This is a genomic window from Thermodesulfobacterium sp. (assembly GCF_030445475.1).
GTDB lineage: Bacteria > Desulfobacterota > Thermodesulfobacteria > Thermodesulfobacteriales > Thermodesulfobacteriaceae > Thermodesulfobacterium > Thermodesulfobacterium commune.
This window is the reverse complement of the sequence record NZ_JASUTP010000013.1, coordinates 1-21,895: the sequence shown is the minus strand read 5'-3', so window position 1 is coordinate 21,895 and position 21,895 is coordinate 1. Positions and strand designations below refer to the sequence as shown.

The 21,895-nt window shown below is 35.3% G+C and carries 21 protein-coding genes and 1 tRNA gene; 11 read left to right on the top strand and 11 right to left on the bottom strand.

All coding sequences use genetic code 11. From position 1 onward, the window contains the following. Nucleotides 1-43: 43 nt before the first annotated feature. Nucleotides 44-1,759, bottom strand: a complete 1,716-nt coding sequence (locus PWP26_RS05230; RefSeq protein WP_301399121.1) for a methyl-accepting chemotaxis protein — start codon at nucleotides 1,757-1,759, stop codon at nucleotides 44-46. 383 nt (nucleotides 1,760-2,142) lie between these two features. On the opposite strand from PWP26_RS05230, the gene PWP26_RS05225 reads away from it, so the two are divergent. The 3 genes from PWP26_RS05225 to PWP26_RS05215 all read left to right on the top strand — a co-directional run bounded on the left by PWP26_RS05225 (nucleotide 2,143) and on the right by PWP26_RS05215 (nucleotide 4,768). After that, the gene (locus PWP26_RS05225; RefSeq protein WP_301399118.1) at nucleotides 2,143-4,074 is read left to right on the top strand and encodes a Cache 3/Cache 2 fusion domain-containing protein; all 1,932 of its coding nucleotides are present in this window, start codon (nucleotides 2,143-2,145) and stop codon (nucleotides 4,072-4,074) included. Nucleotides 4,075-4,117: 43 nt separating this feature from the next. Next, nucleotides 4,118-4,191 (top strand) — tRNA-Arg (locus PWP26_RS05220). A 28-nt stretch (nucleotides 4,192-4,219) separates the two neighbouring features. Continuing rightward, nucleotides 4,220-4,768 (top strand): O-acetyl-ADP-ribose deacetylase, encoded by a 549-nt coding sequence (locus PWP26_RS05215; RefSeq protein WP_301399116.1) that lies wholly within the window; start codon nucleotides 4,220-4,222, stop codon nucleotides 4,766-4,768. Here PWP26_RS05215 and PWP26_RS05210 read toward each other — a convergent pair. The 6 genes from PWP26_RS05210 to lptA are packed head-to-tail and all read right to left on the bottom strand — an operon-like array spanning nucleotide 4,765 to nucleotide 9,986. Beyond that, nucleotides 4,765-5,586, bottom strand: coding sequence for an ATP-dependent Clp protease proteolytic subunit (locus PWP26_RS05210; protein ID WP_287568254.1), 822 nt, complete (start codon nucleotides 5,584-5,586; stop codon nucleotides 4,765-4,767). The two genes, PWP26_RS05215 and PWP26_RS05210, sit on opposite strands and share 4 nt — an antisense overlap. 15 nt (nucleotides 5,587-5,601) lie before the next feature. Then, a complete protein-coding gene (locus PWP26_RS05205; RefSeq protein ID WP_273018992.1) occupies nucleotides 5,602-6,297 on the bottom strand; it encodes a rhomboid family intramembrane serine protease in 696 nt (231 codons plus the stop codon). 41 nt (nucleotides 6,298-6,338) lie between these two features. Next, nucleotides 6,339-7,349, bottom strand: a complete 1,011-nt coding sequence (locus PWP26_RS05200; RefSeq protein WP_038061219.1) for a hypothetical protein — start codon at nucleotides 7,347-7,349, stop codon at nucleotides 6,339-6,341. 5 nt (nucleotides 7,350-7,354) lie between these two features. Further along, complete coding sequence (gene rpoN, locus PWP26_RS05195) at nucleotides 7,355-8,767, bottom strand: RNA polymerase factor sigma-54 (RefSeq protein ID WP_301399113.1); 1,413 nt, start codon at nucleotides 8,765-8,767, stop codon at nucleotides 7,355-7,357. 3 nt (nucleotides 8,768-8,770) lie between these two features. Beyond that, nucleotides 8,771-9,487, bottom strand: a complete 717-nt coding sequence (gene lptB, locus PWP26_RS05190) for an LPS export ABC transporter ATP-binding protein (RefSeq protein WP_038061214.1) — start codon at nucleotides 9,485-9,487, stop codon at nucleotides 8,771-8,773. Nucleotides 9,488-9,512: 25 nt separating this feature from the next. Next, nucleotides 9,513-9,986 (bottom strand): lipopolysaccharide transport periplasmic protein LptA, encoded by a 474-nt coding sequence (lptA, locus tag PWP26_RS05185; RefSeq protein WP_051754458.1) that lies wholly within the window; start codon nucleotides 9,984-9,986, stop codon nucleotides 9,513-9,515. Nucleotides 9,987-10,194: 208 nt separating this feature from the next. Here lptA and ftsH point away from each other — a divergent pair, with 208 nt between their 5' ends. The 8 genes from ftsH (at nucleotide 10,195) to PWP26_RS05145 (ending at nucleotide 18,594) form a co-directional block, all read left to right on the top strand. Then, nucleotides 10,195-11,991: an ATP-dependent zinc metalloprotease FtsH gene (ftsH, locus tag PWP26_RS05180; RefSeq protein ID WP_038061211.1), complete on the top strand. Its 1,797-nt coding sequence runs from the start codon at nucleotides 10,195-10,197 to the stop codon at nucleotides 11,989-11,991. 3 nt (nucleotides 11,992-11,994) lie between these two features. Then, nucleotides 11,995-12,849 carry a dihydropteroate synthase gene (folP, locus tag PWP26_RS05175; protein WP_273010852.1) on the top strand — a complete coding sequence of 285 codons (855 nt, stop codon included), beginning with the start codon at nucleotides 11,995-11,997 and terminating at the stop codon, nucleotides 12,847-12,849. Nucleotides 12,850-12,854: 5 nt separating this feature from the next. Beyond that, on the top strand, nucleotides 12,855-13,676 hold the full coding sequence (cdaA, locus tag PWP26_RS05170) for a diadenylate cyclase CdaA (protein WP_273010854.1): 822 nt from the start codon (nucleotides 12,855-12,857) through the stop codon (nucleotides 13,674-13,676). Next, nucleotides 13,654-14,283, top strand: a complete 630-nt coding sequence (locus PWP26_RS05165; protein ID WP_273010855.1) for a YbbR-like domain-containing protein — start codon at nucleotides 13,654-13,656, stop codon at nucleotides 14,281-14,283. The genes cdaA and PWP26_RS05165 overlap by 23 nt, the downstream gene beginning before the upstream one ends. Nucleotides 14,284-14,289: 6 nt before the next feature. Continuing rightward, nucleotides 14,290-15,654 carry a phosphoglucosamine mutase gene (glmM, locus tag PWP26_RS05160; protein WP_273010858.1) on the top strand — a complete coding sequence of 455 codons (1,365 nt, stop codon included), beginning with the start codon at nucleotides 14,290-14,292 and terminating at the stop codon, nucleotides 15,652-15,654. Between the two features lie 134 nt (nucleotides 15,655-15,788). Then, nucleotides 15,789-16,667 (top strand): 4Fe-4S binding protein, encoded by an 879-nt coding sequence (locus tag PWP26_RS05155; protein ID WP_273010860.1) that lies wholly within the window; start codon nucleotides 15,789-15,791, stop codon nucleotides 16,665-16,667. Further along, a complete protein-coding gene (locus PWP26_RS05150) occupies nucleotides 16,639-17,814 on the top strand; it encodes a class I SAM-dependent rRNA methyltransferase (protein ID WP_273010862.1) in 1,176 nt (391 codons plus the stop codon). Before PWP26_RS05155 ends, PWP26_RS05150 begins: the two co-directional genes overlap by 29 nt. A gap of 12 nt (nucleotides 17,815-17,826) precedes the next feature. Continuing rightward, the gene (locus PWP26_RS05145; protein ID WP_273010864.1) at nucleotides 17,827-18,594 is read left to right on the top strand and encodes a sulfite exporter TauE/SafE family protein; all 768 of its coding nucleotides are present in this window, start codon (nucleotides 17,827-17,829) and stop codon (nucleotides 18,592-18,594) included. Here the strand turns inward: PWP26_RS05145 and PWP26_RS05140 are convergent. From PWP26_RS05140 to PWP26_RS05125, 4 genes are read right to left on the bottom strand one after another with little or no spacing between them, the layout of a single operon-like run. Continuing rightward, nucleotides 18,591-19,478, bottom strand: a complete 888-nt coding sequence (locus tag PWP26_RS05140) for a DnaJ family molecular chaperone (RefSeq protein WP_301399112.1) — start codon at nucleotides 19,476-19,478, stop codon at nucleotides 18,591-18,593. The two genes, PWP26_RS05145 and PWP26_RS05140, sit on opposite strands and share 4 nt — an antisense overlap. Beyond that, nucleotides 19,468-20,154 carry a hypothetical protein gene (locus tag PWP26_RS05135; protein WP_000479670.1) on the bottom strand — a complete coding sequence of 229 codons (687 nt, stop codon included), beginning with the start codon at nucleotides 20,152-20,154 and terminating at the stop codon, nucleotides 19,468-19,470. Before PWP26_RS05135 ends, PWP26_RS05140 begins: the two co-directional genes overlap by 11 nt. After that, nucleotides 20,136-21,296: a DNA/RNA nuclease SfsA gene (gene sfsA, locus PWP26_RS05130; protein ID WP_301399110.1), complete on the bottom strand. Its 1,161-nt coding sequence runs from the start codon at nucleotides 21,294-21,296 to the stop codon at nucleotides 20,136-20,138. The genes PWP26_RS05135 and sfsA overlap by 19 nt, the downstream gene beginning before the upstream one ends. Beyond that, nucleotides 21,271-21,831: an RNA methyltransferase gene (locus PWP26_RS05125; protein ID WP_022855140.1), complete on the bottom strand. Its 561-nt coding sequence runs from the start codon at nucleotides 21,829-21,831 to the stop codon at nucleotides 21,271-21,273. The genes sfsA and PWP26_RS05125 overlap by 26 nt, the downstream gene beginning before the upstream one ends. Nucleotides 21,832-21,895 lie beyond the last annotated feature (64 nt).

Sequence of the window (21,895 nt, the reverse complement as noted above, 5' to 3'; positions counted from 1 at the left end):
AAAAGTAATATTATTTAAACATTATAATCAAAATTAAAAAAAATTAAAGGTTAAACATAGAAGTTTTTTTCCTTAGTTCTTCCTCCATCTTTTTTATATCTTCCGTGGTTTCAAGAAGGGAAAAGATGTTTCTTTTTAGTTCTTGTATTCCTTCCGCCACACTACCTACATCCTTAGCTACTGACTCAGACGTAACACTCATCTCCTCTGTCGCACTTGCAATGCTCTGTATCATCTCCTGCAATCTTTCTGCCGCATCTGCTATCCTACTAAGAATCCCTGATGCCTCCTCACTAAGCCTTGCACCACTCTCAACCTTAGCACCTATCTCCTCTACCTCCCTACTCACCTCCTCTACCACTCCCTTTATCTCCCTTATAACACCTGCTATCTCATCGGTTGATTTGTTAGTTCTTTCTGCTAATTTTCTTATCTCCCCTGCAACAACCGCAAAAGATTTTCCATGCTCTCCAGCTCGGGCTGCCTCAATCGTTGCGTTTAATGCAAGTAAATTGGTCTGCTCTGCCACATCCTTGATAAACTCTACCACACTCTCTATTGCCCTGGTCCTTTCTTCTAAACTATACATGACTTCTTTTAGTTTTTCTGCTGTTTTTTCTATTATTTTAACTTCATTTGCGGTTTTTAAAATATAGGTTTCACCTTCTTTGGCAATTTCTGCTGTTTTTTTACTTTCTTCTAAAATGCTTGTCGTGTTTTTAGCGATATCAACCACAGTAATGGACATTTCTTCTGCAGCAGAGGCAATCTGGGTTGCTTGCTGGGTTTGGAGGTCAAGGCTTATTTTGAACTGATTAGACACTTCAGTTAGATCATTGGCTGAATCAGAAAGACTTTCTGAAACTTCTTTGATACTTAAAAGAATTCCCTTGAGGTTGCTAATAGCATCATCTAAGCTGTTAGCAATTTTACCTATTTCATCTTTTCTTTGGGTTTTAAACTCGATGTTTAGATGTCCCTGTCCAAATTTTTTTATTTTTTCTTCTAATTCAGAGATTGGTATAGAAATAGAACGGACAGATAAAATAGCCAAAAATCCTGTGATAAGTAAAATTATTAACACAGCTAAGCCAGTTTTTATACTATTTCTCTTCATAGCTTGTATAAAAGCTTTATCGACATCATCAATATAAACCCCTGTTCCTATATACCAGTTCCATGGTTCAAACTTTACGACATAGGAAAGTTTAGGATAAACTTCTTTAGTTACTCCTCCCCCTTTTAACGGTTTAGGCCATTTGTACCAAACAAAAGCCTGTCCGGTTTTACCTGCAGTTTCTACCAAAAGAGTAAAAAGATTTTGATTGTTTACCTTTTCCTCTTTTGCATTAAGGTCAGTCTGTCGTTTGTATGCTACGTTGAATTTGGTGTCAGAAAGAGGTTTTCCTTCAAGCTGAGGAACCGTTGGATGCATTACCATTATCGGATAGGGGAGACTTCCATCATTTATCCAGAAATAGTTAGTTCTTTCTTCATAACGTAAGTTTTTTATGGCAAGCTTTGCCTTTTCTTTAGCCTCTTCTTCGGTAAGATTCCCAGCTTTATAAAGACTGTAGTAATATTCTACTATAGATAAGGCCATCTCTCCTTTTTGAATTAGTTCTACCTTTTTTTCTTTTAGAATAGATTCTTTTAAGTAAGTAGATTGTAAAAGGAAAAATATTATATAACCAAATAAAGAAAAAAAGACTAAAAGCAAAAGCTTATTTTTTATACTCAAATTTTCAAACTTTTTCATGTTCCCCACCTCCTACCAATATTTGAATACTTTTTCTATTCTTAAATTTTATAAAAATTTAAAAAGGAATTTTAGGATATGTGATTTTTTGAACAATTGAATATTTTTACCGCTTTGCCATTATGTTTTTTAAAATAGATTAACCTTATAAGTATTAAGTTGTACCTTTTAATATAAAATTTTAACAAACAATTTTGTGAATTCTTTCTTTTTTGAATATTCTTTAGTAGTGCATGTTACTTTTTTATCTTTTAGCTCTTAGCTTTTTTATGTCAATATTGCTTGACTTTTAGGACCCTGTTTTTATAATAAAATGTTAATTATAATAAAAGGTTAATGAAAAGTATAAATAATAATATATTATTTAATTCCAGGAGGAGGAAATGGGAGAAAGGGGTAAAAATGTTTTAGATGGTTTATCTTTAAGTAAAAAGATTTTTGTTTTAGCTCTTGTTTCTATTTTGTTAGTGTATTCTATAGTTGCGGCTGTTCTTTATTTTCAGACAAGTTCTTCTATAAAAAAGAAAGAACTTGCAACCCTAAACCTTGAATTTAAAACGATTATCCATGAACTACAAACCTTTGACCAGTTTGCAAGGTATTCAGCTGACCGTTTTATGAATATTTTTATGTCTTTGGGACCAAGTATTAGTAATCCTACCAACGATGTCTGTGATAGGTTTACTGCTATCACAGGTGGAAGTGTAGCAACCATTTTTAAAAGAGAAGGGGAGGATTTTTTAAGAGTTGCAACCTCTCTTAAGAAAGAAGACGGAACCCGTGCGGTTGGGACGACTTTAGATAGGAATCATCCTGCATATCAAGGTTTGTTAAGGGGAGAAACCTATGTAGGAAAGGCTACCCTTTTTGGTAAAGAGTATATGACTAAATATGTGCCTGTAAAGGACTCAAGCGGAGCTGTAGTAGGCGTATTTTTCATAGGTTTTGATATCACTCTTGTCATTAATGAGTTTAAAAATTATTTAGGTAGCCTTAAGATAGGAGAAAGAGGGTTTGTGTCTGTGTATGATGTTGCCAAAGGAGAACCTAAACTTATTGCTGGAAAAGATTTAGGAAAAGAAAGTATAGAAAAACTATCAAAAGTCAAAGAAGGGGAAGCTGTAGAAATAAAGATAAACGGGGAAAAACATGTCTCTATAGCTCAAGTTTATCCTGGTTTTAAATGGTTAATTTCTATCAACGTTCCTAAGAGTCAAATTTATGGGGTGTCTTATACTTTTAGAAATGTCATGTTTGTTTTAAATGTTTTAGCAGCCATTGCTATAGGAATACTTATTTATGTAGTCACACAAAGAAGCTTGACCCCAATTCCAGACATGGCAGCAAAACTTGGAGAGGTAGCCAAAGGTGATTTTAGTAGGGTTGGTTTTGGAAAGGGGTACAGAAATAGAAAAGATGAAATTGGTCTTATCGCCCGGGCAGTTATCAAGGTTGAAGAATTCACTCAAGGATTGGTAAAACAGATTAAAAGTTCAGCCGAAACCATTTATGAGTTTATAGGTAATCTTTTGAGTAATGTTGATGCTGTAAAGAAAAAAATAGACCTTCAGACCAACCAGGCAAATCAGATTGCAGCAGCGGTGGAGGAGATGAGTGCAACCATTGCAGATGTTGCTAAAAACGCTCATTATGCTCAGGAACTTGCTAATGAATCTCAGAAGATATCAGAAGAGGGAGCAAGATTAGCCGAACAATCCATGGTTGTAATCAATGAAACCACGCAGGCTACAGATGAACTTAAAAAGACTTTAAATGCTTTAAATTTAAGAGTAAACGAAATAGGAGATATCGTTGGTTTGATTAAAGAGATAGCAGACCAGACAAATCTCCTTGCACTTAATGCAACGATAGAAGCAGCACGAGCTGGGGAGCATGGCAAGGGGTTTGCAGTTGTTGCGGGAGAGGTTAGAAAGCTTGCGGAAAAAACAATAAAAGCAACTGAGGATATTGCAAATAGAATTTTAGCCGTTCAGCAGGAATCAAAGAACTCTATGAAAAACATGGATGCCACAGTTGAAAAAGTAGAAGAGGCACTTTCTGCTCTAACGAAAATTAAAAGTGTGCTTGAAAGCATTGCTCAATCAAGTATACAAGTTAGAGATGCTATCAACCAGATAGCAGCGGCAACAGAGGAACAGAGCGTTGCAAGTAATGAGGTAGCTCAGGCAGCCATTCAATCAAGTCAACTTGCATTAGAAGTAAAAGCCTTAAATGAAAAAGTAGTAGAAGAGATAGAAACCTTAAAAAATGTAATCTTAGAACTCAATAAAGCAGTAGAAGGAGTTAGAGTGTAATGTGTTAATTTTTTAAAATGTGTTATAATTTAAATAAAGGTATGGGTCTGTAGCTCAGCTGGAAAGAGCACTGGCCTCCGGAGCCAGGAGTCGGGGGTTCAAATCCCCCCAGACCCGTTTTACCTTAAAAAGGGAAGGTAAAACCATGAAGGTTTATATTGATGGATGTGAAGTTGAATTAGTCCAAGGAGATATTACTGAACAAGAAACAGAAGCTATAGTTAACGCAGCTAACGAAGAACTTATTCCAGGGGGAGGGGTTGACGGAGCCATTCATAGAAAAGGTGGCCCCTCCATTCTTGAAGAAATTAGGTCTAAATATAAAAGATGTCCTACTGGTGAAGCAGTAATCACTAAAGGTGGTAATCTTAAGGCAAAATATGTTATTCATACAGTAGGTCCTATATATAAAGATGGAAAAAGTGGTGAACCTGAACTTCTTAAGAAGGCTTACCAAAGTGCTTTAAAATTAGCTTTAGATTATGGTCTCAACTCAGTTGCTTTTCCTGCTCTTAGCACAGGAGCCTATGGTTATCCTATGAAAGAGGCTGCAGAGATCGCCTTAAAAACAGTATGTGACTTTCTGAAAAAACATAAAGCCCCCCAAAAAATTGTGTTTGTCCTCTGGAAAGAAGAACATTTTCAAATATTCGCAGAAACATTGAAATCGCTGATATCTTCTAAAGGTGTTTAAGATTTTCCTTTTTTAGGCAAAGGTATATATTCTACCGAAGAGGTTGTGGTTGTTGGTTGAGGAAATAATTTCATGAGTTGATAGATCTCTATAGGCATGTCTTTACTCACCGGTAGCCCTAATTCTAAGGCTTTTTCATAAGTAATAGGATAGTCATGAGTAAAATATCCTTGAGACAATACTTCTGCTAATTCGGTTATTTTTTCTTCAGGGTATCTATCGTTAAGGATCAGTTTTAGGTTTTCTTTCATCTGTTTTAAAGCCATCTCAGCTACGTCTGCTAAAATTAAGGTTTTATCGTCGATATGTTCTAAAGGTTTTCTTTTAACTGCCCTTAAAATAGAGGCGGCTGGATACTCTCCTATTTGAGGATCTACTGGTCCAAGCACAGCGTGTTCGTCCATCACTATTTCATCACAGGCAAGAGCAATAAGGGTTCCTCCACTCATGGCATAATGAGGGATAAAGGCTGTAACCTTAGCCGGGTGTTTTTTTATAGCAAGGGCAATCTGAAGGGAGGCTAAAACCAATCCTCCTGGAGTGTGAAGGATGATATCTATAGGAACATCTTTATCTGTAAGATGTATGGCCCTTATTACCTCTTCAGAATCGTTGATATCGATGTATCTCATCAGAGGAAAACCAAAAAATGACATCTTTTCTTGACGATGAACCAATAAAATAACCCTTGAACCTCTCTTTTTTTCGATTTGTTCTATGGCTTTTTGTCTGGCTATTTCTAAGAACTTTTGTCTTAAAAAAGGTTGCATAGCAATGGCAAAAAAGATAATCCAGAAAAGGTCTCCTATACCAAACATAACATAAAACCCCCCTTAAGGTTTGTCTATATCAAAAAAGGAACCAAAAAAGGTATATTCATCTCGATAGAACCTGCATTTTCTTTTACAGAAAATTTTATATAGCAAGGCTCCTGCCAAAAAACCACCTATATGAGCAAACCAGGCAACCCCACCAAAGCTCTCCGGTAAAACCAAGGAAAAAAGTCCGTTATAAAACTGAAGCAAAAACCATAAACCCAAAAATATGAAGGCAGGGACCTCAAAAAATAGAGGTATAAACAACACCGGAAAAACTACCAAAATTCTTGCTAAAGGATACAATAAAAAGTAAGCTCCCATAACTCCAGAGATAGCACCAGAGGCTCCTACCAAAGGAATAACAGAGTTAGGATAGATAAAAGAATGAAGCATCGTAGCTAAAATGCCACACACTAAATAAAAAAATAAAAACTTAAAAGGCCCTAACCGGTCTTCTACATTATCCCCAAAAATCCATAATGTCCACATGTTACCTATAAAATGAAGCCAACCTCCGTGGATAAAAAGATGGGTAAAAAGGGTTAAAAACTTATGATACCAAGGAAAACCGACAAGAAAGTTAAAGTAAGGATCAAAAAAGATGGCAGGTATAAATCCCCAGGTTTTAAAAAAGACTTCTCTTTCTACAGTAGGTAAAGAAAGTTCATAGAAAAACACTAAGGTATTCAAAAGAATGAGAAACCAGGTCATTACTGGGGGGTTACGTCTTGGTAAGATATCTTGTAAGGGTATCATCCTAAATCACCTATCAACGCCCCCCTAATGATCTTTCTGAAATTTTCACACTTGTCTACAAGATTTTCAAAAACTTCAGACTCTGAAGGAACTTTTTGAAACTCATAATCTTTAAAAGATACAAAACTATCAAGCCCTTCTTTGCCTTGTTCGATAAACAGTTTTACCAGGTCTTTAAAAATAACTCCGTTTTTGCTTAAAGCATAAAATTCTGCAGTTTTTAAAGCATATCTGTTTGGATTAAAGGCTAAAGATACTCCCTGGTTTTCTCTCAGAAGGGTTAAAGCCTTCATATCAGTGATGCTATCTCCTACATAAAATCCTTCTGAAAAAGAAACATTTAAACTTTCAGATATTTGTTGACAGGCTCTTGCCTTTTCTTCTCCCCCTACAGGGTTAATCTCTCTTAAAAATACCCCTACATCAAGATTCCAAATAATTTCAAAAAAAATTTCTTCCATCCGTTCAAGCACACTTAAGAGTTCTGAAGGTAGGTCTGAAGGAGAAGTGGCTCTTAACGGTATTTCTATAGTTGGATAAGAAAGTATTTCTTGGTATAGTTTTTCTAAAATTTTGACTTCTTCTTTTGAAAGGGTTACTTTATCAAGGTCTACCTCCGTACAGAATATATGGTCCATAGGAAACTCTATAGCCTCAGCAAGGGCTTCTAAATAGGGTTTATAACTTGTGCTGATGATAAAAGTTGGGACTAAATTTTTAATCTCCTTTAAAACCTCAGGTATCTTAGGTAAAAAAAGCAAAGTTTTCCGAGAAAACTCTCTAAGGCTTTGGTTGGTTGCTCCAAAAAGTTTTAAAAAAGGGAGTATCAATTTAAGGGTGTCTCCTGGTTTGTATCCAGGACGTTTTTTAATGTCTGCTAAGTAATCGTCAAAACGAGAGACTTGTTTAAAAAATCTATGGCCTTCAGGCATCATAAACTTAGAATACTCAAAAGCGTTGTCGTTTAAGGTTAAAGGTCCTTCGCAGTCAAAGGCTACAAAAGGCATAAGGCTTACCTCTTATTTTGTTTTTTCCTTTCGCGAACTGAGGGAATTTGAAGTTCTTCTCTGTATTTAGTAACCGTTCTTCTTGCTATATTAACCCCATATTTAGATTTTAAAACTTTAGCCACCTCGTTATCACTTAAAGGTTTTTCAGGGTTTTCTTGAGAAATGATCTGTTTAATAAGGTCTTTTACTGCTTTAGAAGAAAGGCTTGTTCCGTCGGAAGATTCATAACCTGAAGAAAAGAAAAACTTAAGAGGAAAAACTCCTGAAGGCGTTTGTACATATTTGCGGTTAATAATCCTACTGATAGTAGATTCATGCAACTGGGTTTCTTCAGACAACATCCTTAAAGTAAGAGGTTTTAAATATTTAATTCCTTTTTCTAAAAACTCCTTTTGATGTTTCAAAATGGCTGCTCCAACTTTATAAAGACTTGAATATCTACTGTCTAAAGCCTTTAACAAGTTTTCCGCTTCTTTAAATTTCTCTTTTAAAAACTGTTTTGACTTTAAAAACCGGGGGTCCTTTTTCTTTAATTTTAAGTATTCTAAATAAAAGTTATTTAATCTTACCTTAAAGCTTTTTTCCTTCAGAACCTCTACCTTCCATTCTTCCTCTTCTTTATAAAACCTAAGGTCTGGTTCTATGTAGGTGGAAGTTTCTACATAAAAATTTCTAGCAGGATAGGGCTCAAGATGTTTGATAATCTCTAAAGCCTCTTCTATCTTTAAAGGTTCTATACCTAACTTTTGAGAAAGTATGTCTACTCCTTCAGGAATTTGTTCAAAATATTTTTCTATCAGCACATAAGGAAGACTTTCTTCTTTGTAACCCATAAATAAAAGCTGAGTAAGTAAACATTCTTTAACATCGTAAGAGGCTACCCCTACTGGGTCTAAAAACTTTATGACATTTCTTACTTTTTCTACCTTCTCTGCAGAAAGGCTCAGCTCTTTAGCTAGTTCTTCAGAAGAAACGGTTAGATATCCTTTTTCATCAAGATTTCCCACAATATACTGGGCGATTTCGTATTCGACAGGGGTAAACTCTTTCAGTCGAAACTGCCAGAGTAAATAATCACTGAGTTTGTCTTCAGCCTTAAGGGTTTTTTCCCAGATAGGTTCTTCCGGTTCCTCCTGAGGTTCTATAAGATAGAAACTCTTTTCTAAAAATTCCTCAGTTCCTAAATCTATTTCATCTGTTAGTTTAACTTCTTCAGGTATATGGTCTCTATCTTGACTAACTTTTGGAGCCAAATCTTTATATTCTATCTCTAAAAAGGGGTTTGTCTGAGCCTCTTGAACCAGATATTCTTCTAATTCTAAGGTGTTAAGTTGAAGGACTTTTAACAAAAGCTTTAGTTGGGGGGTTAAAATCAGTTGTTGACTAAGTTTTAATTGATTTTTAAGTTCTATCATTTTCTAAAGTTTAAACCTTTCGCCTAAATATTTTTCTCTAACGGTTTCGTTTTCTAAGATTTGTTGGGGAGTACCTGATCCGATGATTTGACCGTCAGCTATCACGTAAGCCCTATCACATATTTTTAACGTCTCTCTAACGTTATGGTCAGAAATTAAAAGGCCGATATTGCGTTCTCTTAACGTTTTAAAAATGTTTTTTAACTGGTCAATTCCTATCGGGTCAATACCTGCAAAAGGCTCATCAAGAAGGATAAAGGAAGGCTCGACCAAAAGGGCTCTGACTATTTCTACCTTCCTTTTTTGTCCCCCAGAAAGGGTATAGGCCTTTTGATGAAGGACTTCTCTTAAATTAAAAAGATCTATATAAAAATCAAGCTTTTCTTCTATTTCTTTTTGTTTTGCTTCTAAACGTTCTATTACCATTTTAAAATTTTCATAAACAGTAAGTTTTCTAAAAACAGAACTTTCCTGAGGAAGATAGATGATACCTTGATTGGCTCTTTCCGAAACATCGTAATCAGTGATGTTTTTGTCAAAAAGCCATATCTCTCCTGAATCAGGTTTAAGAAAACCAGCAATCATATAAAACGAGGTAGTTTTGCCTGCACCGTTAGGACCAAGCAAACCTACCATCTCTCCCTTTTTTATCTCTACGGTAACTCCATGTACTACTTCTCTTTTTTTAAAACTTTTTTTTAAATTTTTTGCTTTGAGCATAATAATTACACCCAGATAAAAAGCTTTAGTTAAGGTAGAACTTGGCTCTTACTCTTCCTTCGTTTTTAGACAAAACCTCACTCCTGTCTTCATTGAAGTAAATTACTACTATATCTCCCTCTATCAGATTTTTGTCATACCATACTTTAGGATTATCCTCTAAAACTAACTTTTCTTGATCCTTATAGTATACCGCCTTTTCTGCATAGGCTTTCCATTTTCCTTTATAGATAACTACTCTTCCCAAAGCAACCACCTTGGTTACATTTTTCTTCTCTTCTTGATTAGCATAATAAACATATAACTTATCAGAAAAAACTTTCATATCTCCTCGGGTAGCTTGCACCTTACCTGTAAAAACCGCTATTCCTTCACTTTCCATAACCTCCATCTTATTGGCGGTCACGTTTACTTCAGAGGCCACTCCTGAGGTATTTATACCTAAAAATATCAACCACATCCCTAATAAAGAGAGTAAAATCCTGTTTACTTTTTCCATGTTAAAGATTATAATCTAAGTTTGAGTTTTAGACAAGGGAGGTTTCATCAACTAAGGGTCTATTCAGGCCTTTACTTAAAACATTGTCGTTAAAATCTCTTTGAAACTTAAATTATATAGAGAGTTTATATAGATGTAAAACTTTTTTCGTTGAAAATCAAGAAAATTGTAATAAATTTAAAAAATAGAAAAAAGGAGGCACAGATAGATGTGGCAAAAAGGAAAAACTTTGTTGCTTTGGTTTTTTATTGGATTGCTGGTTTTGTTAGCTTACAACTTTTTTTATAATCAAACTTCGTTATACACCTCTAACAACATCAGTTATACCGAGTTTCTTGAAAAAGTAGAAAAAGGAGAAATAAAAGAGGTATTAATAGAAGGGCAAAAAGTTTCTGCCAAAGTCTCTTCTTCTAAAGAAATAATTACTTATATTCCAGAGGATAAAGATTTAATCCCCCTGTTAAAAGAAAAGGGAGTTAAAATTGTAGTTAAACCAGACTCTCAACATAGTTGGTTTACTACCTTTCTTGTGTCCTGGCTTCCTTTCATTGTGCTAATTCTACTTTGGTTTTTGTTTATCAAACAGATGCAGCCTGGGAATAAACCCTTTAGTTTTGTAAAAAGCAGGGCACGTCTAATAAAAGAAGGGGAAACCAAAGTAACTTTTAAAGATGTAGCTGGGATAGAGGAGGCTAAAGAAGAATTACAGGAGGTAGTAGAGTTTTTAAAAAATCCTCAAAAGTTTACCAAATTAGGGGCACGTATCCCCAAAGGTATCTTGTTGGTAGGGCCTCCAGGTACAGGAAAAACTCTTCTTGCTAAAGCCATAGCTGGAGAGGCAGGAGTTCCTTTTTTTAGTATCAGTGGGTCAGATTTTGTAGAGATGTTTGTAGGTGTAGGAGCTGCGAGGGTAAGAGATTTATTTTCTCAAGCCAAAGCCCATGCACCTTGTATCATCTTTATAGACGAGATAGATGCCGTTGGTAGACAGAGGGGGGCAGGATTAGGTGGTGGACATGATGAAAGAGAACAAACTTTAAACCAGCTACTTGTAGAGATGGATGGGTTTGATACAGCAGAAGGGATAGTTGTGCTTGCTGCTACTAACAGACCTGACATTTTAGACCCAGCCCTTTTGAGACCTGGTAGATTTGACAGACAGGTTTTTGTACCTCCTCCAGACGTAAACGGAAGAGAGGCTATCTTAAAACTTTATGCTCGTAAGTTTAAGGTTTCTCCAAGCTTAGATTTAAGGTCTATCGCTAAAGCGACCCCTGGATTTACCGGAGCTAATTTAGAAAATATGCTTAACGAAGCAGCCCTTATTGCCGCTAAAAAAGGAAAAGAGTTTATCGAACAGGAAGATTTGGAAGAGGCTAAAGATAAAATTCTCATGGGTAAGGAAAGAAAAGGTTTTATGTTAAGCGAAGAAGAAAAAAAGATTATAGCCTATCATGAAGCAGGACATGCGTTGGTAGCTTATTATCTGCCTGACCCTGACCCAGTCCATAAGATAAGTATTATCCCCAGAGGACAAGCTTTAGGAGTAACCCAACAGCTGCCTTTAGATGATCGACACATTTATTCAGAAGACTATTTGCTTAAAAAAATAACCGTTCTTTTAGGAGGAAGAGTGAGTGAAGAAGTTGTTTTTAATTCCATAAGCACCGGGGCTCAAGATGATATAAAAAAAGCTACCCAGATCGCAAAAAAAATGGTTTGTGAATGGGGAATGAGTAAAAAATTAGGTCCATTAGCTTTAGGAAGGGGAGAAGATCATATTTTTCTCGGAAAAGAGCTTTTACAGATAAAAGATTATTCAGAGGAGACAGCAAAGATTATTGACGAAGAAATAAAAGAGATAGTAAATCGTTGTTATCAGAAAGCTAAGGATATTATACATACCTATATAAACAATCTTCATAAAGTTGCTCTGGTTTTATTAGAAGAAGAGACTATCGATGCTGAAAGGTTTAAACTTATTTTAGAAACTCAAAATCAATAGGTTATGTTATCTCCTTTAAAAATAGGCTCTAAAATTTTTGATTGGCAAGCTTGTCCTTATTTCATGGGAATTTTAAACGTAACCCCTGACTCTTTTTCAGATGGAGGGAAGTTTTTTGGTCTAAAAGAGGCGGTTTTAAGGGCTAAAGAGTTGATAGAAGAAGGAGCAGACATCATAGACATAGGGGGAGAATCAACCAGACCTTTTTCTGAGCCTGTAAGTGAAGAGGAAGAGCTAAAAAGGGTTGTACCTGTAGTTAAGGCAATCCGTGAAGAGTTACCAGACGTTGTCATCTCAGTAGACACTTATAAGAGTAGGGTAGCTGAAGAATCTTTAAAAGCGGGAGCTTCGATGATAAACGACATAAGTGCAGGTTGCTTTGATCAAAGAATGGTTGAGGTGGTAAAAGACTTTGATTGCCCATATGTAATTATGCATATCAAAGGAACTCCCAAAACTATGCAAGAAAACCCTCAGTATAAAGATGTAGTAAAAGAAGTAAAGGAATTTTTACAAAACCGTATAGAATTTTTGGTAAAAAAGGGAATTTCTGTAGAAAAGATTATCATAGACCCTGGGTTAGGGTTTGGCAAAAACTTTGAACATAACTTAGAAATTTTAAAAAGATTAGACGAATTTTATAGTTTGGGAAGGCCTGTTCTTTTAGGGCACTCAAGAAAAAGTTTTATAGGAAAGGTTCTTAATAAACCTAATCCTTTAGATAGAGAAGGGGGTACGGTTGGTTTTTCTGTTTGGTCTTCGTTAAGGGGAGTTCAATTTTTGAGAGTTCATCGAGTAGATCTTAATAAAGATGCTGTTATAATGTTTAAGTTTTTAGTGCAACAAATAGGAGGATAAAGGATTTGGATTTTGGTGTTTTAAGAATTACTGAAATATTTAATTCTATAACCTGGAAAGATGTGGTAGACATCTTTGTGGTTAGTTTTCTGATTTATAGAATTCTTTTGCTTATCCAGGGTAGTAGAGCTCTTCAAATGGCTGCAGGTTTATCGGTGGTAGTTCTATTATATTTCGTTTCAGATGCCTTACAATTATTAACTCTGAACTGGATTTTAAACACCTTTATGTCTTCTATCTTGATTTTGATTATCATAGTGTTTCAGGATGATATAAGAAAAGCCTTAGCCCAGATAGGGAAACATCCTTTTACTAAGTTTCAGACAGAATATTCTTATGGTATAGAAGAGGTAGTTAAAGCTGTTACTCAACTTGCTGAAAAAAAGATAGGGGCCTTGATAGTGTTTGAAAGAGAAATAAGTTTAAAAGATTTTCTGGAAGGGGCGGTAATGTTAGATTCAAAAATCAGTGAGGAGTTACTGGTAAGTATCTTTAATCCGAAAAGTCCTCTTCATGATGGGGCAGTGGTTATCAGTAAAGGAAAAATCGTAGCTGCAGGGGTGGTGTTACCACTTTCTACCAACCCTGATATAGCCAAAGACCTTGGGACCAGGCACAGGGCAGCTATTGGAATTACAGAAATCACCGATGCTGTAGCCATAGTGGTTTCTGAAGAAAAAGGTTATATTTCTCTGGCAGTTAGTGGTAAGATTACCAGAGATGTAACCCCTGCTACTTTAAGAAAAATGCTGTCCCAACTTTTAGGTTTTGAGTCTAAAGCACCTTGGTGGACAAGGATTACCTATGAAATTCAAAAGGGAACATAGACTAAAAATTCTTTCTTTTTTGATGGCTGTTACTTTATGGTACTTTGTAGTTTGGGGAAGGTCTATAGAAAAGACGTTAGAAATTCCTGTGTTCTATAAACTACCTAATTCTAACTATATAGTAGAAGTAACTCCTTCTACTGTAGTGATAAAAATTCAAACTATAAGAAATCTTTTAAGAAACGTTAATGAAAAAGACCTTAAGTTAGAAATTGATTTTAAAAATTTAACTCCAGGTGTTCATCAGATAAGGGTGCCGATAGAAAAGATAAATCTGCCTTCTGGGATAAAAGTAAAAGAAATAAACCCTACATTTCTAACTTTGATAATTAAAAAAATAGGTACTAAAAAAGTCCCTGTAAGGCCAGTTTTAAAAGAAGAAAGTTTTTACCATACTCGAGGTAAAATAAAGGTCTTTCCTAAATATGTACTAATCAAAGCCCCGATAGAGGTTCTTTTAAATATTCAAGAAATTAATACAGAACCTATAGACCTTTTAAAACTAAAATTAACCGGATCCTTAGAGGTTGATTTAATGCCGCCTTTAGGTATTATTTCTATGGATACAGAAAAAGTGAAAGTATACTATGAAGAAAAAAAGAGGTAAAAAACCATGGAAGATAAGAAACTTTTTGGTACAGACGGGATAAGAGGAGAAGCTAATGTTTTTCCGATGCTTCCAGAAATAGCCTTGCAGGTAGGCAGAGCCATAGGATTTTTGTTTAAAAATCAAAATCATCATATTACCAAGGTGGTTATAGGTAAGGATACCAGGTTGTCAGGATATATTTTTGAGTCTTCCCTGGTTGCTGGTCTTTGTTCTATGGGAGGCTATAGTTTGTTAGTAGGACCTATTCCTACTCCTGGGATTGCCTTTTTAACCAAGGATTTGAGGGCAGATGTAGGTATCATGATTTCCGCTTCCCATAATCCTTACTACGATAACGGGATTAAAATCTTTGGTAAAGATGGTTTTAAACTTTCTGATGAGACAGAGGCTAAAATAGAAGAACTAATTTTTGATGAAAGTTTTAAAGAAGTAAGAGTCTATAGAGATGCCTTAGGAAAAGTCTTTAGGATAAAGGATGCCATAGGAAGGTATGTAGTACACCTAAAGTCTGTTGTACCAATAAACATTAATTTCGAAGGATTAAAAGTAGTAATAGATTGTGCCAACGGAGCTTGTTATCAAGTAGGACCTCAGGTATTAGAGGAACTTGGAGCAGAGGTGATTCCAATAGGCTGCAGTCCTAACGGAACAAACATCAATGAAAATTGTGGAGCCCTCTATCCTGAAAATCTTCGAAAAAAAGTATTAGAAACTCAGGCACATTTAGGGATAGCACTTGATGGAGACGGAGACCGGATTGTGGTGGTAGACGAAAAGGGTAATCTTTTAGATGGAGACGATCTTTTAGCCATCTTTGCCAAAGACCTTAAAGAAAAAGGACAACTTACCAACCAAACGGTGGTAGGCACAATCATGAGTAACCTTGGATTAGAACTTTTTTTTAAAGATCAAGGGATAACTTTTTTAAGAACTCCTGTAGGAGACAGATATGTAGTGATGAAAATGAAGGAAATAAACTCTCTTTTAGGCGGAGAAACTTCAGGTCATATTATCTTTTTAGATAAAGCTACCACAGGAGATGGACTTTTGACAGGTTTAAGGCTTATCTCTTTAATCAAGGAGAAACAAAAACCCCTTTCTGAATTGGCAAAACTTTTTGAAAAATTTCCACAAGTTATCAAAAACCTAAAAGTAAACAAAAAAGTACCCTTGGATGAAATCGAAGGTATAGAAGAAAAGATTAGTCAGGCAGAAAAGAGATTAGGAAAAAAGGGCAGGGTAATCATAAGACCTTCTGGTACTGAGCCTAAGTACCGAATTATGGTAGAAGGAGAAAATCCAGAGTTGGTGGAGGAAATTAGCGAAGACCTCAAAGCCTTTCTCCAGAAAAAGTTGGGACAAGGATAGATGAGTTGTTGGAAAATCTTGTTTTTTCTAATAGTCCTTGGGATGTTAATTTTCTCGGGTCTTAAACTTAACGGTTATAACTTTGTTTATTCCAGAGGTTCTGTGGTCTGTCTTTCCTGTATGGGATTAGAAGAATGAAAAGAAGGGTGGTACAGTCTATCTCTTTTTTCTTACATAATGGATATTTAGGTTTTCCTTTCACCAAAAACCTATACACAGGCCCTCTAAAAGGACTTTGTGCCCCTGGATTAAACTGTTATTCCTGCCCTGCAAGTCTCTTTTCCTGTCCTTTAGGGGTTTTGCAAAACCTGTTAAGTGCTTCAAGGGTCTTAAATTGGCAGGTTTTGTTAGGTCCTTTTTTATATGTATTAGGATTTTTTTTGATTTTTGGTTTAACCTTAGGAAGGTTTATCTGTGGATGGGTTTGTCCTTTTGGTTTTTTACAGGACCTTATTTATAAAGTTCCTTTTTTTAAGGAAAGACTCTCCCTTCCTAAAAATTCTCAAAGATACATCAAACATTTGGTGCTTATAGGATTGATATTTTTAACCCCCCTTTTTTTGAGAGATGAAATAGGTTATGGAATTTTAGGATTTTGCAAGTATCTCTGCCCAGCAGGAACTTTAGAAGCTGGCTATTTAAATATTATTATCAGTTCAGAACTTTGGGATTATATAGGAAAACTTTTTTATCTGAAAAGCGCTATCTTGTTGGTGTTTGTTTTTTTTGTTGTAATAGATTATAGATTTTTTTGCAAGAATGTATGCCCCCTTGGCTTGATATACGGACTGTTTAATAAGGTTAGCTTTTTAAGGCTAAATGTAAACTTTAACCGATGCACCTATTGTAAAGTTTGCGAAAAAATTTGTCCCGTGGGACTTAATCCTTTAGAAGAAATAAATTCTGTTGAATGTATTCGCTGTTTAAATTGTGTAAAAATTTGTCCTCATAAGGCAATATATTTAGAAAAAGGAATTTACCAAAATGCTATATCCTCCAGTTGTTCTAAATAAAAAAGGGCTACAAACCTATCTACAAAGGCATCTCTGGTTTACCCAAAAGGAAATTAAAGATTTTAAGAAAACATCTGAAAAAATTGCCCCTGGAGACTTGGTAACTATTTTATCTGAAGAAAATCATTTTTTAGGGATAGGATATTTTAATCCACAATCTTTTTACTGCTTAAAGCTACTTTCAAGAGAAGAACAAAAGATAGATGAAAAATTTTTTTTAGAGGCCTTTACTAAAGCCTTAAAACTTAGAAAATCTTTTTATCCAGGTGAAGGCTGTTTTCGTTTAGTGTTTTCTGAAGGTGATTTTATACCTGGATTAATAGTAGATATTTTTGAAAAAGTAGTGGTGGTCCAAATTCATACACTTGGGATGGAAAGACTTGTAGATTTTGTAATCGAAGCTTTGAAGGTGTTGTTTACTCCTCAAGCTATCGTCTTAAAAAACGATCACACAAAAAGACAAGAAGAAGGGCTTCCTCTTTATACAAAGGTAGTCTATGGGAACGTAGAAGATCCGATTTTAGTCACCATGGACGGAATAAAGTTTTTGGTGCCTGTTATCACCGGACAAAAAACGGGATTTTTTTTAGACCAAAGAGAAAACCGTAGGGCTATTGCCAGGTTTTCTAAAGGATTGCAGGTTATAGATGGATTTTCTTATATCGGAGGTTTTGGATTTTACTGTTTAAAGAGTGGTGCTGACAGAGTTTTTTTTATAGACCGTTCTGCCAACGCTCTCTTGTTAGTAGAAGAAATAGCTAAGATTAACCACTGGAAGGAGAAAGTTATAACTCTTCAAGGAGACGTTTTTCATATATTAAAGAATCCTCCTAAGGTAGACATGATAATCCTTGATCCTCCAGCCTTTATAAAGTCTCATAAACATGTTTTAGAAGGTGAAAAAAAATATGAAACCCTTTATTTTTTAGGCCTTAAAGCCCTGGAAAGAGGATTTTTCTTCGGATTTTCTTGTTCCCATTTTTTAAAGTTTGAAAGGCTTTTGAATTTTATTAAAACCTCTCTTAAAAGACTACAGGTTGACGGAAAGATTATTTTTAAAGGGTTTCAAGCAAAAGACCATCCTATTAACCCTTTTGTAGAAGAAACTTTTTATTTAAAAGGAGTAGGACTTTATATAGAAAAATAAAAAGGAGGAATTATGAAAAAAGAAATTTTTCATGCGATTTGGATAGGAATTTTAGCTGGATGTTTTGGAGGCCTGGTTGGATTAGGTGGTGGAGTGGTGATGATTCCCCTTATGGTAGGGGTATTAAAGCTTTCTCAACATCAGGCTCATGGAACCAGCCTTTGGGCTTTGGTGTTTACAGGACTTGTAGGTGCTATCACTTACGGAATGCATGGAGAGGTTGATGTAGTAGCCTCAGTAATCATCGCTATTACAGCGATGATTACCGCAAGAAAAGGGGCTAAGTTTGCCCACAGCCTTCCTGAATGGAAACTAAAAAGGTCTTTCGGAGCTTTTTTAATCTTTGCCTCCCTTTTACTTTTGGCCAAACCTTACTTAGGAAGCCTCTATCATTTTTCTTTAGAAGGGACTTCGAAAATTATAGCTTTGTTGCTCACTGGAGTATTTGCTGGTTTTATAGCAGGAATGATGGGGGTAGGGGGAGGAACGATAATGGTTCCTGCTTTGGTTTTAGGGTTAAACTATGGACAACACCTTGCTCAAGGAACCTCACTTTTATGCATGGTTCCCGCTGGGTTAGTAGGAGCCTATACCCACCTGAAACTGGGTAATGTTGTAAAACCAATTTTACCCGGATTGATAATAGGAATCATCATAGGGACATTTATAGGAGGTAATATAGCCAACTTTTTACCTGAATTTTACTTGAGAATCTTTTTTGCTATCATAGTAATCTGGACAGGAATTAGGTTCTTGAAAACCTCTAAACCTAAAAGTTAATCTTGTTTTAAACTTCTATCTGTGATGTTTTCTGTGAACTCCTCTTTAAGAAGAGGAACCTTGTTTAACAAGGACTTAACTTCTTCTAAATCAACCTCTTCTTTTTTAATAAGAATTCCTTCAAACACTACATGTTGTGGGTCTTCTGGTTGAAAGAAAAAAAGATAAGCATTTGCTTCCAATTCAGGTCTTAAAAAAAGGATAAATTCTTGTACAAAAATCTCTCGATTTATCAGGTTATTATAGATCACTTCTTTATCTTTTGTATGTTTTTCTAATAAAATCCATGGTTCTATGTAATTTCTTTTTATTGAGCCTAAAAATCGATAATTTTTTATTCTGTAGCACGTACGTTTAAACCTATCTTTTTTAACCACCTCAGACCCTATAAGATATATCTCTTTAAAAAATAAAGATTTTTGAGAGGGTTTTAAATAGGAAAAGTTGAGATGGGATACCAGGTCAAAAATTTTAAGTTTTAAAGCCTTTTTACGGCTAATTTCTTCTATGATCATCGGTCCTTCTACCAAAAGCTGCCAACATTTTTCCTTTAAAAGGTCGGCTAAAAGAGTGAGTTTACGGTTCTGAGTTTCCAGTTCTTGAAGCCTGGAAAACATGGTCTTACGAGAAAGCCTTTGGATATACTTATTTTTATATTCCTTAAAAAGTTTTTCGTTTTTTTCTAAATTTAAGGATTGATAGGCTAAGTTTATTTCTAATGCCTTTTTAGGGTCTCCCCCTTTGTCTGGATGATAGTAAAGTTGAAGAATTCTATAGAGAGCCTTGATAAGTTTAAAAAGTGTTTGGTCATCTAGTTCTTTTACTAATTTAGGGGTTAAACCAAAAACCTCAAAGGGGTTGGTTTTTGAGTTTTTAGACCTCATGGCTTAGGAATCTTTGTATTAACTCTAAAATTTTTTCTCTGCTTGGTTTCAATAAGTTTTCAGGTCTTTGAAAGCTTGTTCTACCAATTTCATCGGTAATCAAAAGTATAGCCTGGGTTTTAACGTTAAAATATTTTCCTAAAGCAAACACCGCAGAAGTTTCCATGTCTAAAGCATAAGCCTTGGTTGCCCATTTGTTTAAAAATTGTGTATTTTTTTCAAAAATAAAAGGGGCGTCTGTAGAAATTATAGGACCAGATGAGGGCATTAATCCTATTTGCACAAGATTTTCTTTAATCTTGGTAAAAAATTCAAATTCTGGGGTAAAAACTTTTCGTTTTTCCCAGTAAAGCCTTGAAGTTCCTTCTAAAGAATAGGCCTTGTTTGGGAGAAAAACCTCTCCCAATTTAAGCTTCTCCCCTAACTTAGCTGCCCAACCTACGGTTAACAGTTCTTTTATCTCCCAGTTTTGAAAAATCTCAAAAAGTAGTCCTATCATCGGAGCTCCTAAAATCGGACCACAAATAAAACCCTTTGCATCATATTTTATAGTAAGGTTTAACCAGGAAAAATGCTTTTTTAGGCTGATTTTTTCTTTTGCGAGCTTCCATTCAGGCAGCGTAAAAAAAATAACCCCTCGATCCCCGGTCTTTAGGTTTATCTTAGGTAAGAACATAGCCTATCTATCCGGTATTTAATTATTAATTCGTGAAAATCAGAATTTTGAAAAGGTGAGCACGAGAAATAAAAAAGATGAGAAAAGCACTTACAATCAGTTGCCCCAAACCCAGGCACAAAGCCTTCAGACAGTTTACCAACGTCAGAAGCTAAAGCACACTCTATTTTTTCAGAGGACCTTATAGGAATAGGCACGATACTGTGAGCATAGGTTAGTAGATAGTCTATGTGCCAATGAAATTTTTTGTTTTTTCTTAAGTGTCTTTTTATCCTGGCCGCAAGACCTTGCATCGCAGACCCTACATAGATGTAAAAACCTGGTTTTATAAAAAAAGTTTTTTGATTTATTACAAGGTTTACAGGTTGGGCTATTCTAAAAACCAAAAGATAAGCTCCCTGGTCTTTCAGTTCTTGTTCTAAAAGGTCAAAAGGAATATCTACTAAGTTTATACGTGTTACTTCGGTAAAAGTGGAATCCCAGGTTAAAGATATAGCCCTTAGATTTATTTTTTCTTTTAGTTTTAAAAACCAAGAAGAAAAATTAAAATCTATATGATAGGCAGGAAGAAAATATTTTACTTCAGGGTTCATAACGACAAAAAGCATCTCTGTTTGATATCCTTTCTTAGAAAGCTCAAGTAGTTCAACAAGATGCCGTTGTCCTCTTTTAGTTTCTGCATCAGGAAACATGGCAATTTTTTCTCCAAAAAGAGTACACGTTTTAATTTCAAGCAAAATTTTTTCTTGAGAACGTAAATTTTTTAGCAATAAATCGAAGCGGCCTTTACCAGATATAGGTTCTTTTTTCTCCACCTGAAAATTTTTATAAAAAGGGATCTTCTCCTCACCAATAAGAGTTGAAACGATGTGGTTGGTCAGGTGAGTATGAAGAAGGACATAGTTTTCTCTTTTTTTGCAGGCTAAAACCGTATAAGGGAGTTTACTATTTTTAGGATTAGGGAATACCAAAAGCTCAGTGCCTTCCAAAAGCAGCTCCCAAAGTCTACCTGGATTAGGTAGATAGGCAAATTCATAGGTACTGCGACTTAATCCATCTTTTATTTTTATCTTGACCACAAACCGATTAACCCTTTCGATAAAGATAGCAGAAATTTTAGGAAAAAGGAAAGGATATTTCATTTTGGGTATTATTTTTTAGTTTTTCTATAAGAAGAAAGATAGCCACCCCAAAGGCTATAGCTACGTTTAACGACTCTTTTTCTCCGTAAAGTGGAATTTCTAAAACCATGTCAGCCGCTTCGAGAACCCTTTCGTCCACTCCGGTAACTTCGTTTCCGATAACTAACGCTAACGGAAAATCAGACGGTTTAACGTTTTGAATGGGGATACTACTTTCTGTAATTTCTAAAGCTGCTACTTTATAACCTAAATTTTTTAAATGTTTTACTGCTTGGTAGGTATCGTTAAAGTATTCCCAAGGAACGGTTTGGGTAGTTCCTAAGGCGGTTTTTTCTATCTTTGGATTTGGGGGGTAAGCGGTGATACCACATAAGACCAATTTAGAAACATAAGCACATTCTGCTGTTCTAAACATAGACCCTACATTATAGGCGCTTCTTATGTTGTCAAGCACAGCTATAATAGGGAATCTTCCGTGAGTATCTCTATTTTGTCGCCATTTTTTAAGGATTTCTTCACCTTCTAACTTTTTCATAATCTTCGTTAATTTTAATTTAATCTTAAGAAACTGCAAATAAAATTATAGGACAAAAGAACTT